This is a genomic window from Sphingomonas sp. P4_G3, from assembly GCF_056401105.1.
In genome coordinates, this window is sequence record NZ_JBFUJZ010000001.1 from 1,016,595 (window position 1) to 1,034,188 (window position 17,594).

Below are 17,594 nucleotides of genomic sequence, written 5' to 3' on the forward strand. Positions count from 1 at the left end.
TTTTGGTACTCATTCCCAAGATCGATCGCGCTGGCTTGGTTAATGGCCGCGCCGAGTAACAGGGAGTGTTAACCATGCGAACCCTAGTGATTGCTGCGGTTGCGGCCACTTTGGCCTTTGGCGGCGGTGCCGCCGACGCCCAGCGACTCGGCAATGGCGGCGCGCCCGCCGGCGGCTGGAGGGGCGGCCAACCGGCACCGCAGGGCCAGCCGATGCCGCGCCCCAATCCCGGCCAATGGCAGGGTCCCCGTCCGGGCAATCCGGGCGGCTGGAATGGCAATGGCCCGCGCCCCGGTAATCCCGGTGGCTGGAACGGCAATCGCCCGCGTCCGGGCAATCCGGGGAATTGGAACAATGGCGGCCAATGGCGCGGCGGCTGGAACGGCAATCACAGCCGTTGGGGCAATCGCGTCGGCGGTTATTGGTGGGCCGGCGTCCAGGCGCCGGGTGGCTGGAATGGCTATTCGCGCATCAAGCGCGGCAAGCGCATCCCGAACTACTGGCTGTCTTCCAATTTCATGATCGGTGACTGGCAGCTCTACGGGCTGATGACGCCGCCCGGCGGCTATTATTGGACCCGCTATTACAACGACGCGTTGCTCGTCGACCGTTATGGCGTGGTCTATGACGGCGCCTACGACATCGATTGGGACCGTTATGACGACGGCTATGCCTATGACGACAGCAATGGTTATGCGTCCGGGCCGAATTTTGGCGGTCCGGCTCCGGCGTTCGGCGCAGACTATGCCGCGCCGGGCTATGGAGGCAACAGCAGCTATTACGAGGAACGCGCGGATTATCGCGTCGTGCCGCAGCCCGTACCGGCGCCAACCATTGCTTATCGCGGCGGCTATGCCGGCACCTATTACACCCCGCCAGGCACCACGACGACGATCGTGATCCCGGGCGCGACGACCACGACCACCACCACTGAATATATCACCGAGACGTATCGCCCTGTCGCCCGCAAGGTCTATCGCGCGCCGGTGAAGAAGTGGCGGCCCAGGGTGCGGTGCACCTGCAGTTGCGGCTGCCGCTGATCGACCAGTTCGTTGGGGGGGCGCTGCCCGTCGTCGCTATAGCGACGACGGGCAGTTCCGTTTCAGCCGTTGACGGCCGTCCGCTCCGGACGATGCGCGCGGAGTTGTACTGCCAACGCGCTCATCAGCACGCCCGCGACCAGAATACCCGCGGCGATCGAGCGCAACGCCATATCGGGTGCCAATGGCAGCGCCACACCAGTGACGATCCCGACGAACAACAGCACGACACCGCTGCCGATCAGCCAGCCGCGTCCGTGATCGTTCTCCAGCCGTGCCGCGGCGAGCACGCTGGCCAGCCCGATCAGCAATGACCAGGCGGTCAGCAGGCGCAGGAACGTGGCAATCGGCATGTCGGGATAGATCACCGCCGCCGCGCCCGCGAGGAACCCGACCACCGCAGCCACTGCCTGCCACGCCCAGCGCGTGCCGCTCACCGCGTGATGGCTGGCGAGCACCGCCGATCCGATGCCATCGGCGAAACAATAGAGAGCGAAGGCCACGATCAGCGAACCCAAAGCAGGGACGGGGATGGCCAGGCCCGCTGCGCCCATCGCGATCGCGAGCAGCGCCTTGATTGCGACGATCGGCCAGTGATTGGCCGCACGGTCGTTCAGTTGTTCGTCGAGTTGCCCGTCGGGCGGCAACCAATCGTCCGGCGCGAGCGTGGAAAACTGCGCGAAGGCGCGGCGTCCCAATCCCTTCCGCGTCGGCGCGTCGTCCGCTGGAAACCCATTCCTCGATGCCCGATCGACGGGATCGCGCTCGATCTCGATATCGCGTGTGCGGTGCCGGTCCATATACCTAACCTCCTCCTGCGCGCGATGCGCCACGCGCGGCGTCCATCGCGCGCAAAAGGGGAGGGGTGATGCGGGGCCGTCTGCCGTGATCGGCGTCCCTCCCGCCGGAGCGCGCGGAACTCGACCTTCAGGAAGGTCGTTCGCTGTCGCTCGCCATCCGCTCAGTGGTGCGGTCGGCTGCCCCTCGGGGTGTCGGCTCGATTCTGTTCAGGACGTCGACGCGGCCGCTAAGGAACCGACCTGCGTGATCGCGCGTAAAACGCGCAAAAGCTCAAAAGTTTCCGAGTTTTGCGATGAGTCGAAGGCTGCCGTCGCCTATTTTCCAACATCTCCGCTTCCAACATCTCCGCGTCCAATCCGACGTCCCCAGCCGCATGGCGCAGAGGCCGGCCACCGCGTTTGCCCGCGAGATCGGCTTAGGCGAGTCGCAAAACCGTCATTTCATGAGCTTTTCTGGTGCGTTGGCGGCAATTTCGTTCGCATGAGATCTGCCTCCGGCCCTCAATAAGCATCCGTAACATTACGTATTGCAAAGAAAATCCTCCGTTGGGGCATCCGTCTTGCAGTTACGATAGTTCATGCTACCGTTAGGCATCCTCACTCGAAAAGGAGTGGTTATGCGTCGAGCAGTCGGGGTTGGAGTTTCGCTTGCGGCCCTTGCATGGGTCGGATCGGCATCGGCGCAGGACACGCCGCCCGGCAATCCTCCGGCGGCGGCAACCACGCCTCCCGACGATAATGCGCCGCGGGTCGACGACATCATCGTCACGGCACAGAAGCGCGCCGAAAATCTCCAGGATGTGCCGGTCGCGGTCAGTGCGGTGACCGGCAAGACGCTCGAGAACAAGCGCATCCTCGACCTCGTCGATTTGTCGAATGCAACTCCGGGTCTTCAGATCAAATCGGACGATAACGGCGCCAATCCGCGCATCTTCATCCGCGGCGTCGGCGTCAACGACTTCAACCCGGCAACCGCCAGCGCGGTCGGCATCTATGCCGATGGCGTTTATGTCGGCTCGCCGCTGGCGCAGCGCTTCGCGTTCTTCGACCTGCAACAGGCCGAGGTTCTGCGCGGGCCCCAGGGTACGCTCTACGGCCGCAACACCACGGGTGGCGCGGTCAACGTCACCAGCCGCAAGCCGGGCAACGATGTCGAAGCCGATTTCCTGGCCGAATATGGCCGGTTCAACTCGGTCAACCTCCAGGGCGGAGTCAGCCTGCCGCTAGCCAAGGACCTGCTCTCGGTGCGCGTCGCCGGCATCTACCAGCGCGACGATGGCTATTCGGTCAACCGGCTGACCGGCAATCGCGGCAACAACGCCGATCGCTGGGCGGTACGTGGCAGCGTCCATTTCACCCCGTCGAGTTCGATCACCGACGATCTGGTCGTTACCATCGGCAAGTCTCGCGGCGGGTCGATCTGGGCCTATAACCGCACCCTGTTCCCGGTCAGCCCGGACGTTGCTGGCCCCGACGGCCTTTGCGCGCCGGCTTATTATGGCACTGCGAACTGCACCAACGTGCTCGGCTACGCCAATGCCAGCAAGAACCTCTATGAGGGCGATTACAGCTTCGAGGGGAAGGATCGGGTCAACCTCTTCACCGTCGCCAACACGCTGACCATCAATCTCGGCGCGGCCGACATTGTCGCGGTGACCGGCTATCAGCATGCCAAGCGTAACGACCAGGAAGAGACCGACGCCAACCCGCTGCCGGTGATTACCGCCAGCTATATCGCGCGGCAGAACACGTTCAGCCAGGAATTGCGCCTGCAATCGAGCGGCAAGCCGGCGCTGCGTTACGTGTTCGGGCTTTATTACGCCCATGACGACCTGACCAACAATTCGGCTTATGACGTGCTGGCGATCCTGCCCGCCGACCCCCTATCGGGAATTGGGCGTTTCGTCTGGCCGCTGGCGCAGAAGACCGACAGCTATGCCGCGTTCGGCCAGCTCGATTACGATCTGACCAGCCGGCTGACCGCAACCGTGGGCCTGCGCTATTCGGCCGATCACAAGGATTTCCACTATTTTAGCGGAGAGACGAACACCGGCACACCGTTCTTCACCTTCGATGGCTCGAAGACCTTCGATTCCGTGTCGGGCAAATTCGGGCTGCAATATCGCTTCACGCCCGATGTGAACGCCTATGCGAGCTATAGCCGCGGGACGAAAAGCGGCGGCTTCTTCAGCGGTCAGACCGGCAATATCGCCGATATCGGGCCGTATAAGGACGAGACCGTCAATGCCTATGAAGCCGGCCTGAAGGCCGAATTGCTCCACCACACTTTGCGCGCCAACCTGGCTGCCTTCTATTACGATTATCAGAACCTTCAGGTGTACACGACGGTGATCGATGGCTTCATCACGCGCCAGCTGTTCACCAACGCGTCCGCCGCGCGCATGTACGGCGGCGAACTCGAACTCGAGGCCACGCCGGCGCGTGGCCTGACCATTTCGATGAACGCGGCCTATCTCAACGCGACCTACCGAAACTTCGTGTCGGCTGGCGCCGATTATTCGGGCAACACATTGCCGTCGGCACCCAAGATCAGTGTCCAGACTGCGGTGGATTATACCCAGCCGGTATCGTTCGGTGCGATCGTCGCGAATGTCAGCGCGAGCTATCGCAGCAAGGTGTTCTTCGATACCGCCAACACGCCGCGATTGAGCGACCAAGCCAGGGTCTATGTCGATGGGCGACTGGGCGTGCAGCTCGTTCGCGACAAGCTCGAGATCGGCGTGTGGGGTAAGAACATCTTCGGGGAGACCAACATCTCAGACATCACGCCGATCGCGAGCCTGGGCTTCGATGTCGTCAGCGTCGGGCCGCCGCGCACTTACGGCCTCTATCTCCGCGCGCATTACTGAGGGGAGTGCCGGGATGACCGTCATCGCCAGCGAGAGCGATTATGGCTGGATCGGCCCGCGCCCTGGCGCGGCACAGATCGGCGCCATCTTGTTCGCGGGCGTCGCGGGCATCCTGTTTGCCGGGGTTGGCCCGTTGCTGCTCGGTGGGCTCGAAGCATCCGGCCGGATCAGCCCGGCGCAACTCGGCCAGGCGGGGACCGCCGAATTGCTGGCGATGGGTGTGGCGGCAGGACTGACCGGACCGCTCTACGGCATCAGGAACCTACGGTTGTTGACGATCCTGTGCGGGCTAGCGATGGCCGGGCTCAACGCATTATCGATCGTCGTCGATGGCTGGACCGTAGTCCTCGTCCGCGGCCTCAACGGCATCCCAAGCGGCGCGCTGATCTGGCTGATGACCGCGATGATCGTGCGCTCGGCGCGACCCGATCGTTGGGCGGCGATCTACCTGACCGTCCAGACGCTGGCGCAAGCCGTGATCGTCGCGGTGCTAGGCGCTTTGGTCGAAGGAGCTGCGGGCGTGGGAGTGGGGTTCGCGGTGTTGGCCGCTATCGGGATTGCGACCGGGCTCGCCGGACTGGTGGTGCCCAACAGCCTGGCGGTGCTGCCGGTCGATCCTGATGAGCCGACCGGGCGGCTGAGCACGCGCGGGCTGGTCGCGCTCGCCGCCGCCTTCGCGTTCAATGCCGGCATTCTGGCGGTGTGGATCTATGTCGAGCCATTGTCGCGGCAGTCGGGGCATCCCGCGGGTACTGCGGGTCTGGCGATGGCGCTGTCGCTCGGCGCGCAGGTCGCGGGCGGATTGGTCGCCACCTTCGCGGCCGGACGTCTGCCGACAGCACCGACCTTGGCCGTCTCGCTGCTCGGCATGGGCGCGGCGATGGTCGTCTTCGCCTATCTGCCCGGCGTCACGATTTTCCTGACCGTGTCGGCGATGTTCGGCTTCCTGTGGATGTTCGCTTCGCCCTTCTTCACGCCGCTGGCGATTGAAGCGGACCCGACGCGGCGCGCGGCGATGTTCGGATCGGGTGCGGCGCTGCTCGGCTGCAGCGCCGGCCCGTTCCTGGCGTCGCTGTTCGTCGGTGAGGCGGATGTACGGCAAAGCCTGATCCTCGGCATCGGCCTCCTCGCGACATCGCTCGTCATTGTCATGCTGCTGTACTTTGTCCGGGCCAAAAGCCACTCCCTCGCCGCATGACCACAGCATCTTCGCCTTCCGATCCTGCCGCCAAGACTGCCGGCGGCAAGCGCCGCCGCCGAGCGATCCCACTCGCGACCAAGCATCGCCCGATCCAGGCGCGTGGCCAGGACACGTTTGAACTGATCCTCGACGTCGCCGGGCAATTGCTGCGCGAGATCGGCTTCGAACAGCTCACCACCAATCTGATCTGCCAGCGGGCCGGGCTGACCCCGCCCGCGCTCTATCGCTATTTCCCCAACAAATATGCGGTGCTGAAGGAGCTTGGCGACCGCCTGATGCGCGCGCAGGACGATGAGGTGCTCGTCTGGGTCGCCGAGGGCGGCCTGACCGGCGCGACGTTCGAGGAACGGCTGGCCAAGAGCATCGCGATCCAGGAGCGGATGGTTGCGGTCCACCGCGAATTCCCCGGCGGCATCGCGATCGGCCGCGCGTTGCGCGCGGTACCTTTGCTCAACGATCTGCGCATCCGCTCGCGCGACATGGTGGCGAGCGCGTTCGCCGAAACGCTGCGCCGACAATATCCCAATAGCGATGAGCGGCGGGTGCAGGTCGCCTGCCGCCTGATCGTCGAGCTCGGTTACTCGGCAAGCGAGATGGTCGTCGAGGAACCTGACCGCGACGCCGATATCATCAACCGCGAAGTGTGCCTGATGTTCGCACGCTATCTCGAGCATTTCGACTGACCGCTGCCCATGGAGAGAGCAGGCATGGATTGGCACAATTGGTCGGGCAGCGTCGCCGCTCGTCCGCAGCGCATAGAGCGCCCAAAGACCCGTGCCGAACTGGCGGGCCTGATCCAGGCGGCCGACAAAGTGCGTGTGACCGGCGCCGGTCATTCGTTCATGCCGCTGTGCGAGACGTCCGGCACCTTGCTCAGCATGGGCGATTACGAAGGTGGGATCGACATCGCGTCTGACCGCCGCACCGCCTGGGTACCCGCCGGCTGGGGACTCGACCGCTTGACCGAAGCATTATGGGCCGAGGGGCTTTCGCTGATCAATCAGGGCGACATCAACCCGCAGTCCCTGGCCGGCGCCACTGCTACCGGCACCCACGGCACTGGGGCCGAACTCGGCAGCCTATCAACTCAGGCCTGCGGTTTCGAACTGATGCTGGCCGATGGCAGCCTGGTCGAATGCGGCCCCGACCAAAATCCCGATCTCTATCAGGCGCAGCGCCTGTCGCTCGGCCTGTTCGGAGTCGCCACGCGGATCCGCATCAACGTCCTGCCGGCTTATTATCTCGAGGAGCGGATCGAACGCCGCCCGCTTGCCGAAATGGCCGAGCGCTGGGAGGAACTCGGCGCCGCCACGCGCCATTTCGAGTTCTTCGTCTTCCCTTATGCCGATTACGTGATCTTCAAGACGCTGCATCCGGTCGAGGGTAGCGGCGATCTCAAGCATACCACCGACATCGACGAATCGATCTTTCGCAATATCTGCGAAATCGGGCGGCGTGTGCCCAGGCTGATCCCCATGCTGCAGCGCTTCATGATGAAGATGAGCGCCAAGCCGACCCAGCGTGTCGGGCCCGCCTGGCGCGTCTTTCCGTCCGACCGCACGATCCGGTTCGAGGAAATGGAATATGAAGTGCCGCGCGCTGCTGGGCTGCCGACGCTGATGGAAGCGATCGCCTATATCCGCCGCCGCAAGCTGCCGGTCGCTTTCCCATTCGAATTCCGCCTGACCGCGGGCGACGACATCTGGATGAGCCCATTCCACGCCGGCCCGGCCGCTTCCATCTCGTTCCACCAATATGCGAAGATGCCGTGGCGCGATCTGTTCACCGAAATGGAGGCCGTGCTGCGCAGCTCGGGCGGCCGCCCGCACTGGGCCAAGCGCCACACCATGACCGCCGACGATGTCGCGCGGCTCTATCCGCGCACCGGCGATTTCCTGCGCGTCCGCGAAACCGTCGATCCGGGCCAGAAGTTCGTCAATGACGACCTTGCGCGCCTGTTCGGCCTGACCCCTCCCGTCCGGAGCTGACCCACTGTGAACGACCAGGAACTGCATGCCCATCTGATCGGCCGCCAGGGTTCGCGCCATGATCTCAACACACCGGTGCTGGTGCTCGATCTTGACCGGCTGGACAGCAATATCTCCCGGATGGCGATGTTCGCGGCCGCTCACGGACTCAAGCTCCGCCCGCACGCCAAGACGCACAAGAGCGTCGACATCGCCAAGCGCCAGATAGCGGCAGGCGCAATCGGGCTGTGCTGCGCCAAGATCGGCGAGGCCGAAGCGCTGGCCGATGGTGGCATCACCGGGCTGCATATCACGTCGCCGGTCGTGCCGGCGCCTGCGGTCGATCGGCTCGCAGCGCTCAACCTGCGGTCGGCGGAGCTGATGACCGTGGTCGACAACCCCGACAATGCGCGCGCCGTCGCGCAGGCGGTCGAGCGGGCAGGGGACGCCAAATTGTCGGTGATCATCGACGTCGATCCCGGCATCCACCGCACCGGCGTTGCCTCGCCCGAGACCGCGGTCGAACTGTTCGAGACGATCCGCGCGCTACCCGCGCTGGTCTATCGCGGCGTGCAATTCTATTGCGGCTCGCACCAGCATATCCATGCCTATGCCGAGCGCGAAACGGCGATGCGCGAGCGCGCCGACTATCTCCGCACCGTCATCGCCGCGCTGACCGAAGCCGGCGGCGCGCCGGAGATCGTCACCGGGGGCGGGACGGGGACGCACCGCATCGATGCCGGCCTCGGCATCTTCACTGAACTCCAGGTCGGTTCGTACATTTTCATGGACGACGAATATCTCGCCTGCGATCTGACCGGGGAAGAGGGCGCGCCGATCCCGTTCGACACGTCGCTGATGATCGACACCAGCGTGATCAGCGCCAATACGCCGGGTCTCTTCACGCTCGACGCCGGGATCAAGTCGATGGCGACCGATGCGCCGCTACCCTCGGTGGAAACCGGGGCTCCCGACGGCGCGCGCTTCTTCCTGATGGGCGACGAACATGGCGCGGTCCTGACCCTGCCAGGCTCGCTCGCGCTCGGTGATCGCGTCTCCCTCCGCACGCCGCACTGCGACCCGACAGTCAACCTGTACGACAATTACCATGTCGTGCGTGGCCAGACGCTCGATGCTATCTGGCCAGTTTCGGGGCGAGGGCGGTCGCGGTGACTTAAATCGTCCGGCGCGGGGAGAGGTGCCGCGCGCTCTGCTTACCGCCGCGGCGCAGGCCCGGCGAACGTCACCAGACTTTCCGACCCGTCGGCGGCCACTGCCGACACGCCGACGAAATTATCGTCGATCGGGACGTTCTTCAGCACCAATTCGGTGGCGCCGGCAACATCCCGGCTCGTCGTCCAATTCTGTGTGTCGGCGCGGCGCCAGTGCACGCGATATTTCACCGCACCGTCGACCGGCTGCCAGCGCACCGTCGTGTCGCGCGACAAGGCGCCCTGGACAGTCACGCCTTCCGGCGCGGCAGGCGCGGCGGCGAGCCGGCGGATCGTCGCGATGTTGATCGCCGCCACCTTGGCCAGATAGGCGAAGTCCATCTTGTCGATCGTGTCGCCATAAGCGACGCCGTTCTCGGTCCGGACATATTGGTGCTGTCCGTCCCAGCGCTCGGCGGCGACAGTGAAGCGCACCGCCGGGTAGCCGAGTTCTAGAAAGGGCAAGTGATCACCGCCGCGCCCGAACCGGTCCGGTCGCCGCACGATGAACGCGTCGAGCCCGCCGGGAATGCTCGCCGCGACCTGGTCGATCGTCTTGGCCAGTGCGCGGCTGGGGCCGTCATCTTCGCCGCCGTTCATCCGTCGCGCGAGATCGGCTTTCAAATCCTCGCTGTCGCGAATGCCTTCGGAGAACACGCGCACGCTCTTGTTGGCGACCACGCCGTCCTTGCCGATCGAATTGCCAACGATGTCGTTGTTGAGCATTGCGGTGACCTGCCAGCCGCGCTCCTTGGCGGTGTCGGCGAGCAACTTGCCGCCCCACAATCCCTGTTCCTCGCCGGAGAACACGGCATAGACGATCGTCGCGCGGAATTTCCGCTTCGACAGGATACGCGCTGCCTCCAGAACGACGGCGACGCCCGATGCGTCGTCATTGGCGCCCGGCGCATCCGCCTTGGCATCCATGACGTCGCCGACGATCGAATCGATATGCCCGCCGACAATGATCACACGACTTGGATCGCTGCCCTTCTGAATGCCCAGCACGTCGACGATGTTCACGCCGTTGGGCGCGCGTGGTCCGGTGAAATTGCGCGCGATCGTCTCGCTCGTCAGGCATCCGCCGCAGGCCGCCCCGATCGCGTCGAACCGGGCTTTCGCCCAGGCGCGCGCCGCGCCGATACCGCGCCTGGGATCGGCGGGATCCGACAGCGAATGACGGGTGCCGAATGCGACGAGCGCGGTGACGGTTGCCTTGAGCTGGGCGGTAGAGGGCTGTTCGGCCGCCGGCGCGGCGGCGATCAGCGCAAATGGAACGGCGACCAGCGCTTTACGCATTGTTATCTCCCTTTTCGTTGGTTGGTAACTGCGCCGTGCCAAGGGGTTAGGCAAGCGACCACCGAAACCAGGTGGCGCGCATAAATAATATTCGTCGCCTCTGTAACGGATGGCACCAATGCGATTCTAATACGTTCGCTATTGTAACAGGAGGTACGCGTCATGGTCACCGAACGCGTCGTTGCGTTCGGATTCTTGACCGATCGCGACCTTAAAGTGCTGGGCAGCGGTTTCAGTCGCCACTTCCCAATAGAGAATGACAATTTGTTCGCCGACCTGATCGAACAACTCGATCGCGTCGAAATCGAACGCCTTGACCACGGTATCATTATCCGTCCGCCGGCTCGTTAGGAACGTCGCGCCGCCTAGCTCAGGCGGTCGATCGCCTCGCGATCCAGGCTGCCCGGAATCACCATGATCGGGACCGGCAGCGTTCCCGCCTCGCTTCCCGCGAAGTGGCTGACCAACGGCCCGGGCGATCCGCTCGGCGCTGCGCCCAGCACCAATGCCGCGATTTCCGGATTGCCTTCGATCGCCTCGCGAATGACCTTGGGCGCATCGCCTTGCTTGAGCGTGATCGCCGGCTTCAGCCCCGATTCCTCGAACAACGTACCCGCGGCACCGGCGATGATCGCTTCGGCGTGCTGGCGGGCCTCGGCCTCGATCGTCGCCTGGACGCCGCCAAAGGCGATGAATTCCTGTGGCTCCATGATCGACAGGATCTCGACGCCGCCGCCGGTCTTGACCGCGCGCCGCGCTGCAAAGCGCAACGCGACTTCGGCTTCGGGACTGTCGTCGACCACCACCAGATAGATGCGCATGCGCGCCCGGCTCCTCTCGTTCGTGCGATAGGTGACGCGGAACGCACGCCTGCGCAAGCACCTCGGTCTTGACCCGAAGCGTGCCGGGCGCGAAGGAGCCGCTTCACAGTCCGCCTCCCCAGGACGCCCGAGAGGACGCAGAATGCCCATCGAGATCAAGATGCCCGCGCTTTCACCGACCATGGAGGAGGGCACGCTGGCGAAATGGCTGGTCAAGGCCGGCGACACCGTCAAGTCGGGCGACCTGATGGCCGAGATCGAAACCGACAAGGCGACAATGGAGTTCGAAGCCGTCGACGAAGGCGTCATCGCCGAGATCGTCGTTCCCGAGGGCACCGACAATGTGAAGGTCGGTCAGGTCATCGCGATCCTTGCGGTCGAGGGTGAGGATGCCTCCGCCGCTAAGGCTGCCCCCAAGGCCGATGCGCCGAAAGCGGAAGCCCCGAAGGCTGACGCTGCTCCCGCTCCGTCGCCGGTGCCTGCATCCGCAGCTCCAGCCGCGACACCTGCTCCAGCATCCGCGCCCGCTGCGGCGGGCGACCGCGTCAAGGCGAGCCCGCTCGCGCGCCGCGTCGCTGCCGAAAAGGGCGTCGACATCGCATCGGTGACTGGCTCCGGTCCCAACGGCCGCATCGTTCGCGCCGATGTCGAGGGTGCGAAGGCCGGCACCGCCCCGGCAGCCGCCGCGCCGGCAGAGGCAGCGGCTGCGCCGGCACCGGCCAAGCCCGCCGCGATCCCCGATATCCCGCACGAGGCGACCAAGCTGTCGAACGTGCGTAAGACGATCGCGCGCCGCCTGACCGAATCGAAGCAGCAGGTCCCGCACATCTATTTGACGGTCGACATCCGTCTCGACGCGCTGCTCAAGCTGCGCGCCGACCTCAACAAGAGTCTTGAGTCGCGCGGCGTGAAGCTCTCGGTCAACGACCTGCTGATCAAGGCGCTCGCCGCCTCGTTGATCCAGGTGCCCAAGTGCAACGTGATGTTCACGCCCGACCAGTTGATCAGCTTCCAGCGGGCGGATATTTCGGTAGCGGTCTCGACACCCTCGGGTCTGATCACGCCGATCATCACCCACGCCGATACCAAGGGCGTCGCGACGATCTCGACCGAGATGAAGGATCTCGCAACGCGCGCCCGCGACAACAAGCTAAAACCCGAGGAATATCAGGGCGGCACCGCGTCGATCTCGAACATGGGCATGTTCGGGATCAAGCAGTTCGAGGCGGTAATCAATCCGCCCCAGGGCATGATCATGGCGATTGGCGCTGGAGAGAAGCGCCCGTACATCGTTGACGATGCGCTGGGCGTCGCCACCGTGATGTCGGCGACCGGCAGCTTCGATCATCGTGCGATCGACGGGGCCGACGGCGCTGAGCTGATGCAGGCGTTCAAGGCGCTGATCGAAGCACCGCTCGGCATGCTTGCCTGAGGCACGGACGATGTCCGCGCGGACTCTTGCCGAGGCGTGTTACATGGTCGCCAGCGCGATCGTGACGTACCTCATCACCGCGACGGCGGCGTGGGGCTATCCGCAGGGTGCGGCGACGATCTGGCCGATCGGCCTGGTCGCGATGGCGTTCGTGATCGGTTTCGGATTCAAGCCGTTCCTCCTTTCGTGGCGAGCCGACCGCGCCGGGCGGCGCGACGCGTGAGCGCCTCTGCCTCGTTCACTCCGCCGGCGCGTGACCCCGCGATCCGGGTCACGGCGATGCCCGCCGACGCCAATGCCTATGGCGACATTTTCGGCGGCTGGCTGATGAGCCTGATGGACTCCGCCGCCGGACTGGTCGCCGCGCGCCACTCGCACGGCCGTGCCGTCACCATCGCGATGGACGGCATGCAGTTCCACGCTCCGGTCCATATCGGCGACGAAGTGTCGGTCTATGCGCAACTGGCCAAGGTCGGGCGCACCTCGATGACGATCGATGTCGAATGCTGGGCGCGCGATCGCCACCGCGACGATCACCGCAAGGTGACCGAAGCGCGCTTCACGTTCGTCGCGATCGATCAGGATCGCAAACCGCGGCCGGTAATCGTCGAATGAACGGCGCGCCGGTCTCTCCGCCCGAACGCATGCCCGATATCCGCGTGACGGTGATGGCCGCCGACGCCAATCCCTATGGCACCGCGTTTGTCGGCTGGCTGTTCGGCCAGATGTCGCTCGCCGGCGGCAGCCTAGCCTCGCGCCGTACCGGCAAGCGCGCGCCAGTCGTCGCCGCAGACGGCTTCAAATTCCTGGCTCCCGCCGATATCGGCGACGAATTGTCTGTCTGGGCCGAAGTGGTGGGCGAGGGGCGTACCTCGCTGACCATCGCCACCCAAGCCTGGAAGCGCGACCGTCATGGCGAGGCGATGGCTAAGGTCGCGGAAGGGCGGTTCGTATTTGTCGGCGTTGGTGATGTTCGCCAGGACATGGTCTGATGCCTCCGCGCTTCCCATATAATCTTCGATACTAAGCAAGGACCTCCCCAGTGGCTGAAACCTATGACCTCATCGTCCTCGGCTCCGGGCCCGGCGGCTATGTCGCGGCGATCCGTGCGGCACAGCTCGGGCTCAAGACCGCTATCGTCGAGCGCGAATTGCTCGGCGGCATCTGCCTCAACTGGGGGTGCATTCCGACCAAGGCGCTGCTGCGCTCGGCCGAAATCTATCATTATATGCAGCACGCCAAGGATTACGGGCTGGTCGCCGACAAGATCAGCGCCGATCTCGACGCGGTAGTGAAACGCTCGCGCGGTGTCGCCAAACAGCTCAATCAGGGCGTCACGCACCTGATGAAAAAGAACAAGATCACCGTCCACATGGGCACCGGCAAGCTGACGGGGAAGGGCAAACTGACCGTCACCGCGGCGGACGGCAAGACGACCGAGCTGACCGCGAAGAACATCATCGTCGCGACCGGCGCACGTGCCCGCGACTTGCCGTTCGCCAAGGCAGACGGCAAGCGCATCTGGACCTATCGTCATGCCATGACGCCGAGCGAAATGCCGTCGAAGCTGCTGGTCATCGGCTCGGGCGCGATCGGGATCGAGTTCGCCAGCTTCTACAAGGACATGGGTGCGGACGTTACCGTGGTCGAGATGCTCGACCGGGTGGTCCCGGTCGAGGACGCCGACGTTTCCGCTTTCCTCGAAAAAGCGCTCAAGAAGCAGGGCATGACGATCATGACCAAGGCGGGGGTCGACAAGCTCGACGTTACTGCCAGCGGCGTGAAGGCGTCGATCAAGGACAAGGACGGCAAGGTTACGACCGCCGAGTTCAGCCACGTCATCGTCGCGATCGGCATCCTGCCCAACACCGAGAATATCGGCCTGGAAGAATTGGGCGTGAAGACTGACCGCGGCCACATCGTCACCGACGGAATGTGCAAGACCAATGTCGATGGCCTCTACGCGATCGGCGACGTCACGCAGCCGCCCTGGCTGGCGCACAAGGCGAGCCATGAAGGCGTGATCGCGGTCGAGGCGATCGCCGGCAAGCATCCGCACGCGATGGACCCGCTGAACATCCCCGGCTGTACCTACTGCCATCCGCAGATTGCCAGCGTCGGCCTGACCGAAGCCAAGGCCAAGGAAGCCGGCTATGAGGTGAAGGTCGGCAACTTCCCCTTCATCGGCAATGGCAAGGCGATCGCGCTGGGCGAGGCCGAGGGTTTCGTGAAGACGGTGTTCGATGCCAAGACCGGCGAATTGCTGGGCGCGCACATGATCGGCGCCGAAGTGACCGAGCTGATCCAGGGCTACACGATCGGCAAGACCGGCGAACTGACCGAAGCCGAGTTCATGGAAACGGTGTTCCCGCACCCGACCTTGAGCGAGATGATGCACGAGAGCGTGCTCGGCGCTTACGGTCGAGCGCTGCACATCTGACGCGATCCGGCCTGCGGACGAACTTACCACCGGCCGCATCTATCCGGTCGCGGATCAACCGGGGCGAGGTCGCGCTCAAACCCTCCGCTGGGAGTCGCGTCGCCGCGCGCGATGTGCTGATCTGTGTAGATGGGGAAATTGGGTCGATTCTGGCCCTTATGGGCGGCATTGCTACTCGCCGCGACGATGATCGCGGCGGGATGGCCGGGGCTCGCCCAATATGACAGCGTCGAGCAATTCCGGCAGGTATTGAGCGGCCGGTATGACGACTGGCATCCGCCGGTCATGGCGCGACTCTGGTCGCTGCTCCATGTCCTAGGCGGTGGCGCCGGCCCGATGATGGCCCTGCAGATTGCGCTTTATTGGCTGGGGCTCGGCTTGATCGCCGGCGGATTGGCGCGAACCGACCGTCCGCGCGCGGCGGTGCTGGTATTGGCAGTCGGTGCGCTCCCCGGCTTTGCGGTGTGGCAATGGGCCGTGCTCAAGGACGTTCAGATGGTTGCCGCGATGCTGGCGGCGGTCGGCATCGTCGGATGGTGGCGCCTTCGCGGTAGGCGCGTGCCGCTGGTTGCTGTGGCGATCGCGATCCTCCTGTTGGGCTATGCGACATTGGTCCGTGCCAATGCGTTGTTCGCGACCGTGCCGCTGGCGGCGATGCTGCTGCCGCGTGGAGGCTGGCCAGCGCGGCTGTTGCTGGCGTTCGCGGGGATAGCCGCGATTGTCGCGCTGACCCCGTTGATCGACGCCGACCTGTTTGGCGCAGCGCCGAGTGGCGTGCGCGCGACCGAACCGCTGTTCGATCTCGCGGCCATCGCGGTGCGTACCGGGGATACTGACGCGACCGGGATCGATCCGGCGGGAATCGCGGCGCTGCGGCGCGGTCGGTGCGTGAAGACCTATTTCTGGGATACGCTGGGCGATGGCCCATGCGCGGACGCAATCGAGGATCTGGCGTCCCAGCCGGTCGGCGCGATGTATCTGCAACTTGCTTATGCCGCGATCCGCCATCCGGTCGCCTATGCCCAGCATCGACTGGCGCATTTCAACATGACGCAGCGTTGGCTGGTTGGCCGGGGGCTGATGGACGCTTGGCCGCCGTCGCGATCCCAGCCCAATACGCAGGGGCTGGGTGATCCCGGGCCGCTGGCATCATGGTGGATCGAAACGACTGAGGCGCTGGCCGATACGCCACTCGGCTGGCCGATCGCCTGGCTGGCGCTCGCCGTAGCCGCGTTGGTCGAGGCGCTACGGCGTGCCGCCTCGCCGTTGCGCGATCTGGCATTGGCCCTGGTGATATCTGCACTCGCGCTCGAGGCGAGCTTCATCGCGATCAGCATCGCCGCTGACTTGCGTTACCATTTGTGGCCGATGATCGCAGCTGCGCTCGGTGTCATCCTGCTGTTCGTCGAAACGCGGCCGCCGCGGCGTATGCTGGTCGCGAGCGCGCTTTCACTGGCGCTGGTGATCGCAAGCTGCATAACCGCGCGAGCTATCCTGCCGCTCGCGCCGAACGGCTATCCCGAGATGTTGGCGAGCTAAAGCCTGGCGAATTCGGCGAGCAAGGGCTGATACTCTTCCATCGACGGGAATTGCGCGTACGAATGCGGCGCATCGACCAGCGCCCAGGGCAAGGCCTCGCTGGTGTAGCTCTGGACGAATGGCGTAACCCAGCTCGGATCGTCCAGCATCGTCGCGCGCACGTTGACGAACCCCATGTCGGGCTCGAAATCGGTATAGACCCAGCTCTTGCAGCGATCGCAGTGCTGATGGTGCAGCCGTTCGCCATGCAACCCGCCGATCACCGTCTCGCCCTTGATCAGCGCGAATCCCCCGCGCGGCACTGCCACGCTGGTCGAATAGGCGCCGCCGGTCATTTTCTGGCATCCGGCGCAATGGCAGATTCCGGTGAACATCGGCGGCGCACTGATCCGGAAGCGAACCTCGCCGCAGCGGCATCCTCCCTCCATCGGCAATGTCCACTTCGCCATTCCATTCCTCCATGCCTTGGGGCAGCCTGATCCTAACAAATAAGGGGAGCAAAGAGGATGCAGACTTTCGCGATCTTGTGGCCGGCGATCGCGCTCGCGGCGCTCAGCTTCGTGGTGATGGTGTGGGTAGCGGTCGCGCGCACTGGTCACATGAAGAGAAACCCGCCGCGCCCCGACGATCTCGCCACGGGCGAAGCGGCGATGCGCTATTTCCAGCCGGTCGAGATGCCCGCGAACAACCTCCGCAACTTGTTCGAAGCGCCGGTGCTGTTCTTCGCCCTTATCCCGCTATTGCTGATCACGCATCAGGCCGGCCATGCGCAGGTCGCATTGGCTTGGATCTATGTCGTGCTCCGCGTGATCCACAGCATCGGCCACGTTGTCCTCCGCAAAATATCGGTCCGCGCACCCGCTTTCTGGGTGTCGGTGATCGTGCTCATGGCAATGTGGATCGGCTTCGCGATCGATATCGCCGGCGCCCAAACCGCTTATGACGCGGCGATCGACAACATGACGATCTAATCG

Annotated in this window: 18 protein-coding genes; 14 read left to right on the top strand and 4 right to left on the bottom strand. The window is 64.7% G+C overall.

Going from position 1 to position 17,594, the window contains the following annotated elements; all coding sequences use genetic code 11:
* Nucleotides 1-74: 74 nt before the first annotated feature.
* On the top strand, nucleotides 75-1,040 hold the full coding sequence (locus tag AC1DQQ_RS04730; RefSeq protein ID WP_478028714.1) for an RcnB family protein: 966 nt from the start codon (nucleotides 75-77) through the stop codon (nucleotides 1,038-1,040).
* Between the two features lie 62 nt (nucleotides 1,041-1,102).
* Here the strand turns inward: AC1DQQ_RS04730 and AC1DQQ_RS04735 are convergent, their stop codons facing one another.
* Nucleotides 1,103-1,840, bottom strand: coding sequence for an HdeD family acid-resistance protein (locus tag AC1DQQ_RS04735; RefSeq protein WP_478044398.1), 738 nt, complete (start codon nucleotides 1,838-1,840; stop codon nucleotides 1,103-1,105).
* A gap of 617 nt (nucleotides 1,841-2,457) precedes the next feature.
* Between AC1DQQ_RS04735 and AC1DQQ_RS04740 the strand changes: the two genes are divergently transcribed.
* From AC1DQQ_RS04740 to AC1DQQ_RS04760, 5 genes are read left to right on the top strand one after another with little or no spacing between them, the layout of a single operon-like run.
* Nucleotides 2,458-4,710, top strand: coding sequence for a TonB-dependent receptor (locus AC1DQQ_RS04740; protein WP_478044400.1), 2,253 nt, complete (start codon nucleotides 2,458-2,460; stop codon nucleotides 4,708-4,710).
* 13 nt (nucleotides 4,711-4,723) lie between these two features.
* Nucleotides 4,724-5,908: an MFS transporter gene (locus tag AC1DQQ_RS04745; RefSeq protein WP_478041944.1), complete on the top strand. Its 1,185-nt coding sequence runs from the start codon at nucleotides 4,724-4,726 to the stop codon at nucleotides 5,906-5,908.
* Entirely contained in the window at nucleotides 5,905-6,594 is a 690-nt protein-coding gene (locus AC1DQQ_RS04750; protein ID WP_478041945.1) for a TetR/AcrR family transcriptional regulator, read from the top strand. Before AC1DQQ_RS04745 ends, AC1DQQ_RS04750 begins: the two co-directional genes overlap by 4 nt.
* A 24-nt stretch (nucleotides 6,595-6,618) precedes the next feature.
* Nucleotides 6,619-7,899, top strand: coding sequence for a D-arabinono-1,4-lactone oxidase (locus AC1DQQ_RS04755; protein ID WP_478041946.1), 1,281 nt, complete (start codon nucleotides 6,619-6,621; stop codon nucleotides 7,897-7,899).
* Between the two features lie 6 nt (nucleotides 7,900-7,905).
* A complete protein-coding gene (locus AC1DQQ_RS04760) occupies nucleotides 7,906-9,051 on the top strand; it encodes a DSD1 family PLP-dependent enzyme (protein ID WP_478041947.1) in 1,146 nt (381 codons plus the stop codon).
* Nucleotides 9,052-9,092: 41 nt separating this feature from the next.
* On the opposite strand, the gene AC1DQQ_RS04765 is transcribed toward AC1DQQ_RS04760, so the two are convergent.
* Nucleotides 9,093-10,388, bottom strand: a complete 1,296-nt coding sequence (locus AC1DQQ_RS04765; protein ID WP_478041948.1) for a M20/M25/M40 family metallo-hydrolase — start codon at nucleotides 10,386-10,388, stop codon at nucleotides 9,093-9,095.
* 162 nt (nucleotides 10,389-10,550) lie between these two features.
* Here AC1DQQ_RS04765 and AC1DQQ_RS04770 point away from each other — a divergent pair, with 162 nt between their 5' ends.
* Nucleotides 10,551-10,739: a hypothetical protein gene (locus tag AC1DQQ_RS04770; RefSeq protein WP_478041949.1), complete on the top strand. Its 189-nt coding sequence runs from the start codon at nucleotides 10,551-10,553 to the stop codon at nucleotides 10,737-10,739.
* 14 nt (nucleotides 10,740-10,753) lie between these two features.
* Here the strand turns inward: AC1DQQ_RS04770 and AC1DQQ_RS04775 are convergent, their stop codons facing one another.
* Nucleotides 10,754-11,209: a universal stress protein gene (locus tag AC1DQQ_RS04775; protein ID WP_478041950.1), complete on the bottom strand. Its 456-nt coding sequence runs from the start codon at nucleotides 11,207-11,209 to the stop codon at nucleotides 10,754-10,756.
* 142 nt (nucleotides 11,210-11,351) lie between these two features.
* Here AC1DQQ_RS04775 and AC1DQQ_RS04780 point away from each other — a divergent pair, with 142 nt between their 5' ends.
* The 6 genes from AC1DQQ_RS04780 (at nucleotide 11,352) to AC1DQQ_RS04805 (ending at nucleotide 16,620) form a co-directional block, all read left to right on the top strand.
* Complete coding sequence (locus AC1DQQ_RS04780; RefSeq protein ID WP_478041951.1) at nucleotides 11,352-12,641, top strand: pyruvate dehydrogenase complex dihydrolipoamide acetyltransferase; 1,290 nt, start codon at nucleotides 11,352-11,354, stop codon at nucleotides 12,639-12,641.
* Nucleotides 12,642-12,651: 10 nt separating this feature from the next.
* Nucleotides 12,652-12,864: a hypothetical protein gene (locus tag AC1DQQ_RS04785; RefSeq protein ID WP_478041952.1), complete on the top strand. Its 213-nt coding sequence runs from the start codon at nucleotides 12,652-12,654 to the stop codon at nucleotides 12,862-12,864.
* Between the two features lie 56 nt (nucleotides 12,865-12,920).
* Nucleotides 12,921-13,256 (top strand): acyl-CoA thioesterase, encoded by a 336-nt coding sequence (locus tag AC1DQQ_RS04790; protein ID WP_066816801.1) that lies wholly within the window; start codon nucleotides 12,921-12,923, stop codon nucleotides 13,254-13,256.
* Nucleotides 13,253-13,633, top strand: coding sequence for an acyl-CoA thioesterase (locus AC1DQQ_RS04795; protein WP_478041953.1), 381 nt, complete (start codon nucleotides 13,253-13,255; stop codon nucleotides 13,631-13,633). The genes AC1DQQ_RS04790 and AC1DQQ_RS04795 overlap by 4 nt, the downstream gene beginning before the upstream one ends.
* Nucleotides 13,634-13,683: 50 nt before the next feature.
* Entirely contained in the window at nucleotides 13,684-15,081 is a 1,398-nt protein-coding gene (lpdA, locus tag AC1DQQ_RS04800) for a dihydrolipoyl dehydrogenase (RefSeq protein WP_478044401.1), read from the top strand.
* 138 nt (nucleotides 15,082-15,219) lie between these two features.
* Entirely contained in the window at nucleotides 15,220-16,620 is a 1,401-nt protein-coding gene (locus AC1DQQ_RS04805; RefSeq protein ID WP_478044403.1) for a hypothetical protein, read from the top strand.
* Here AC1DQQ_RS04805 and AC1DQQ_RS04810 read toward each other — a convergent pair.
* Entirely contained in the window at nucleotides 16,617-17,069 is a 453-nt protein-coding gene (locus AC1DQQ_RS04810) for a GFA family protein (protein ID WP_478041956.1), read from the bottom strand. The genes AC1DQQ_RS04805 and AC1DQQ_RS04810 overlap by 4 nt on opposite strands.
* A gap of 57 nt (nucleotides 17,070-17,126) precedes the next feature.
* Between AC1DQQ_RS04810 and AC1DQQ_RS04815 the strand changes: the two genes are divergently transcribed.
* Nucleotides 17,127-17,591, top strand: a complete 465-nt coding sequence (locus tag AC1DQQ_RS04815) for an MAPEG family protein (RefSeq protein WP_478044404.1) — start codon at nucleotides 17,127-17,129, stop codon at nucleotides 17,589-17,591.
* Nucleotides 17,592-17,594 lie beyond the last annotated feature (3 nt).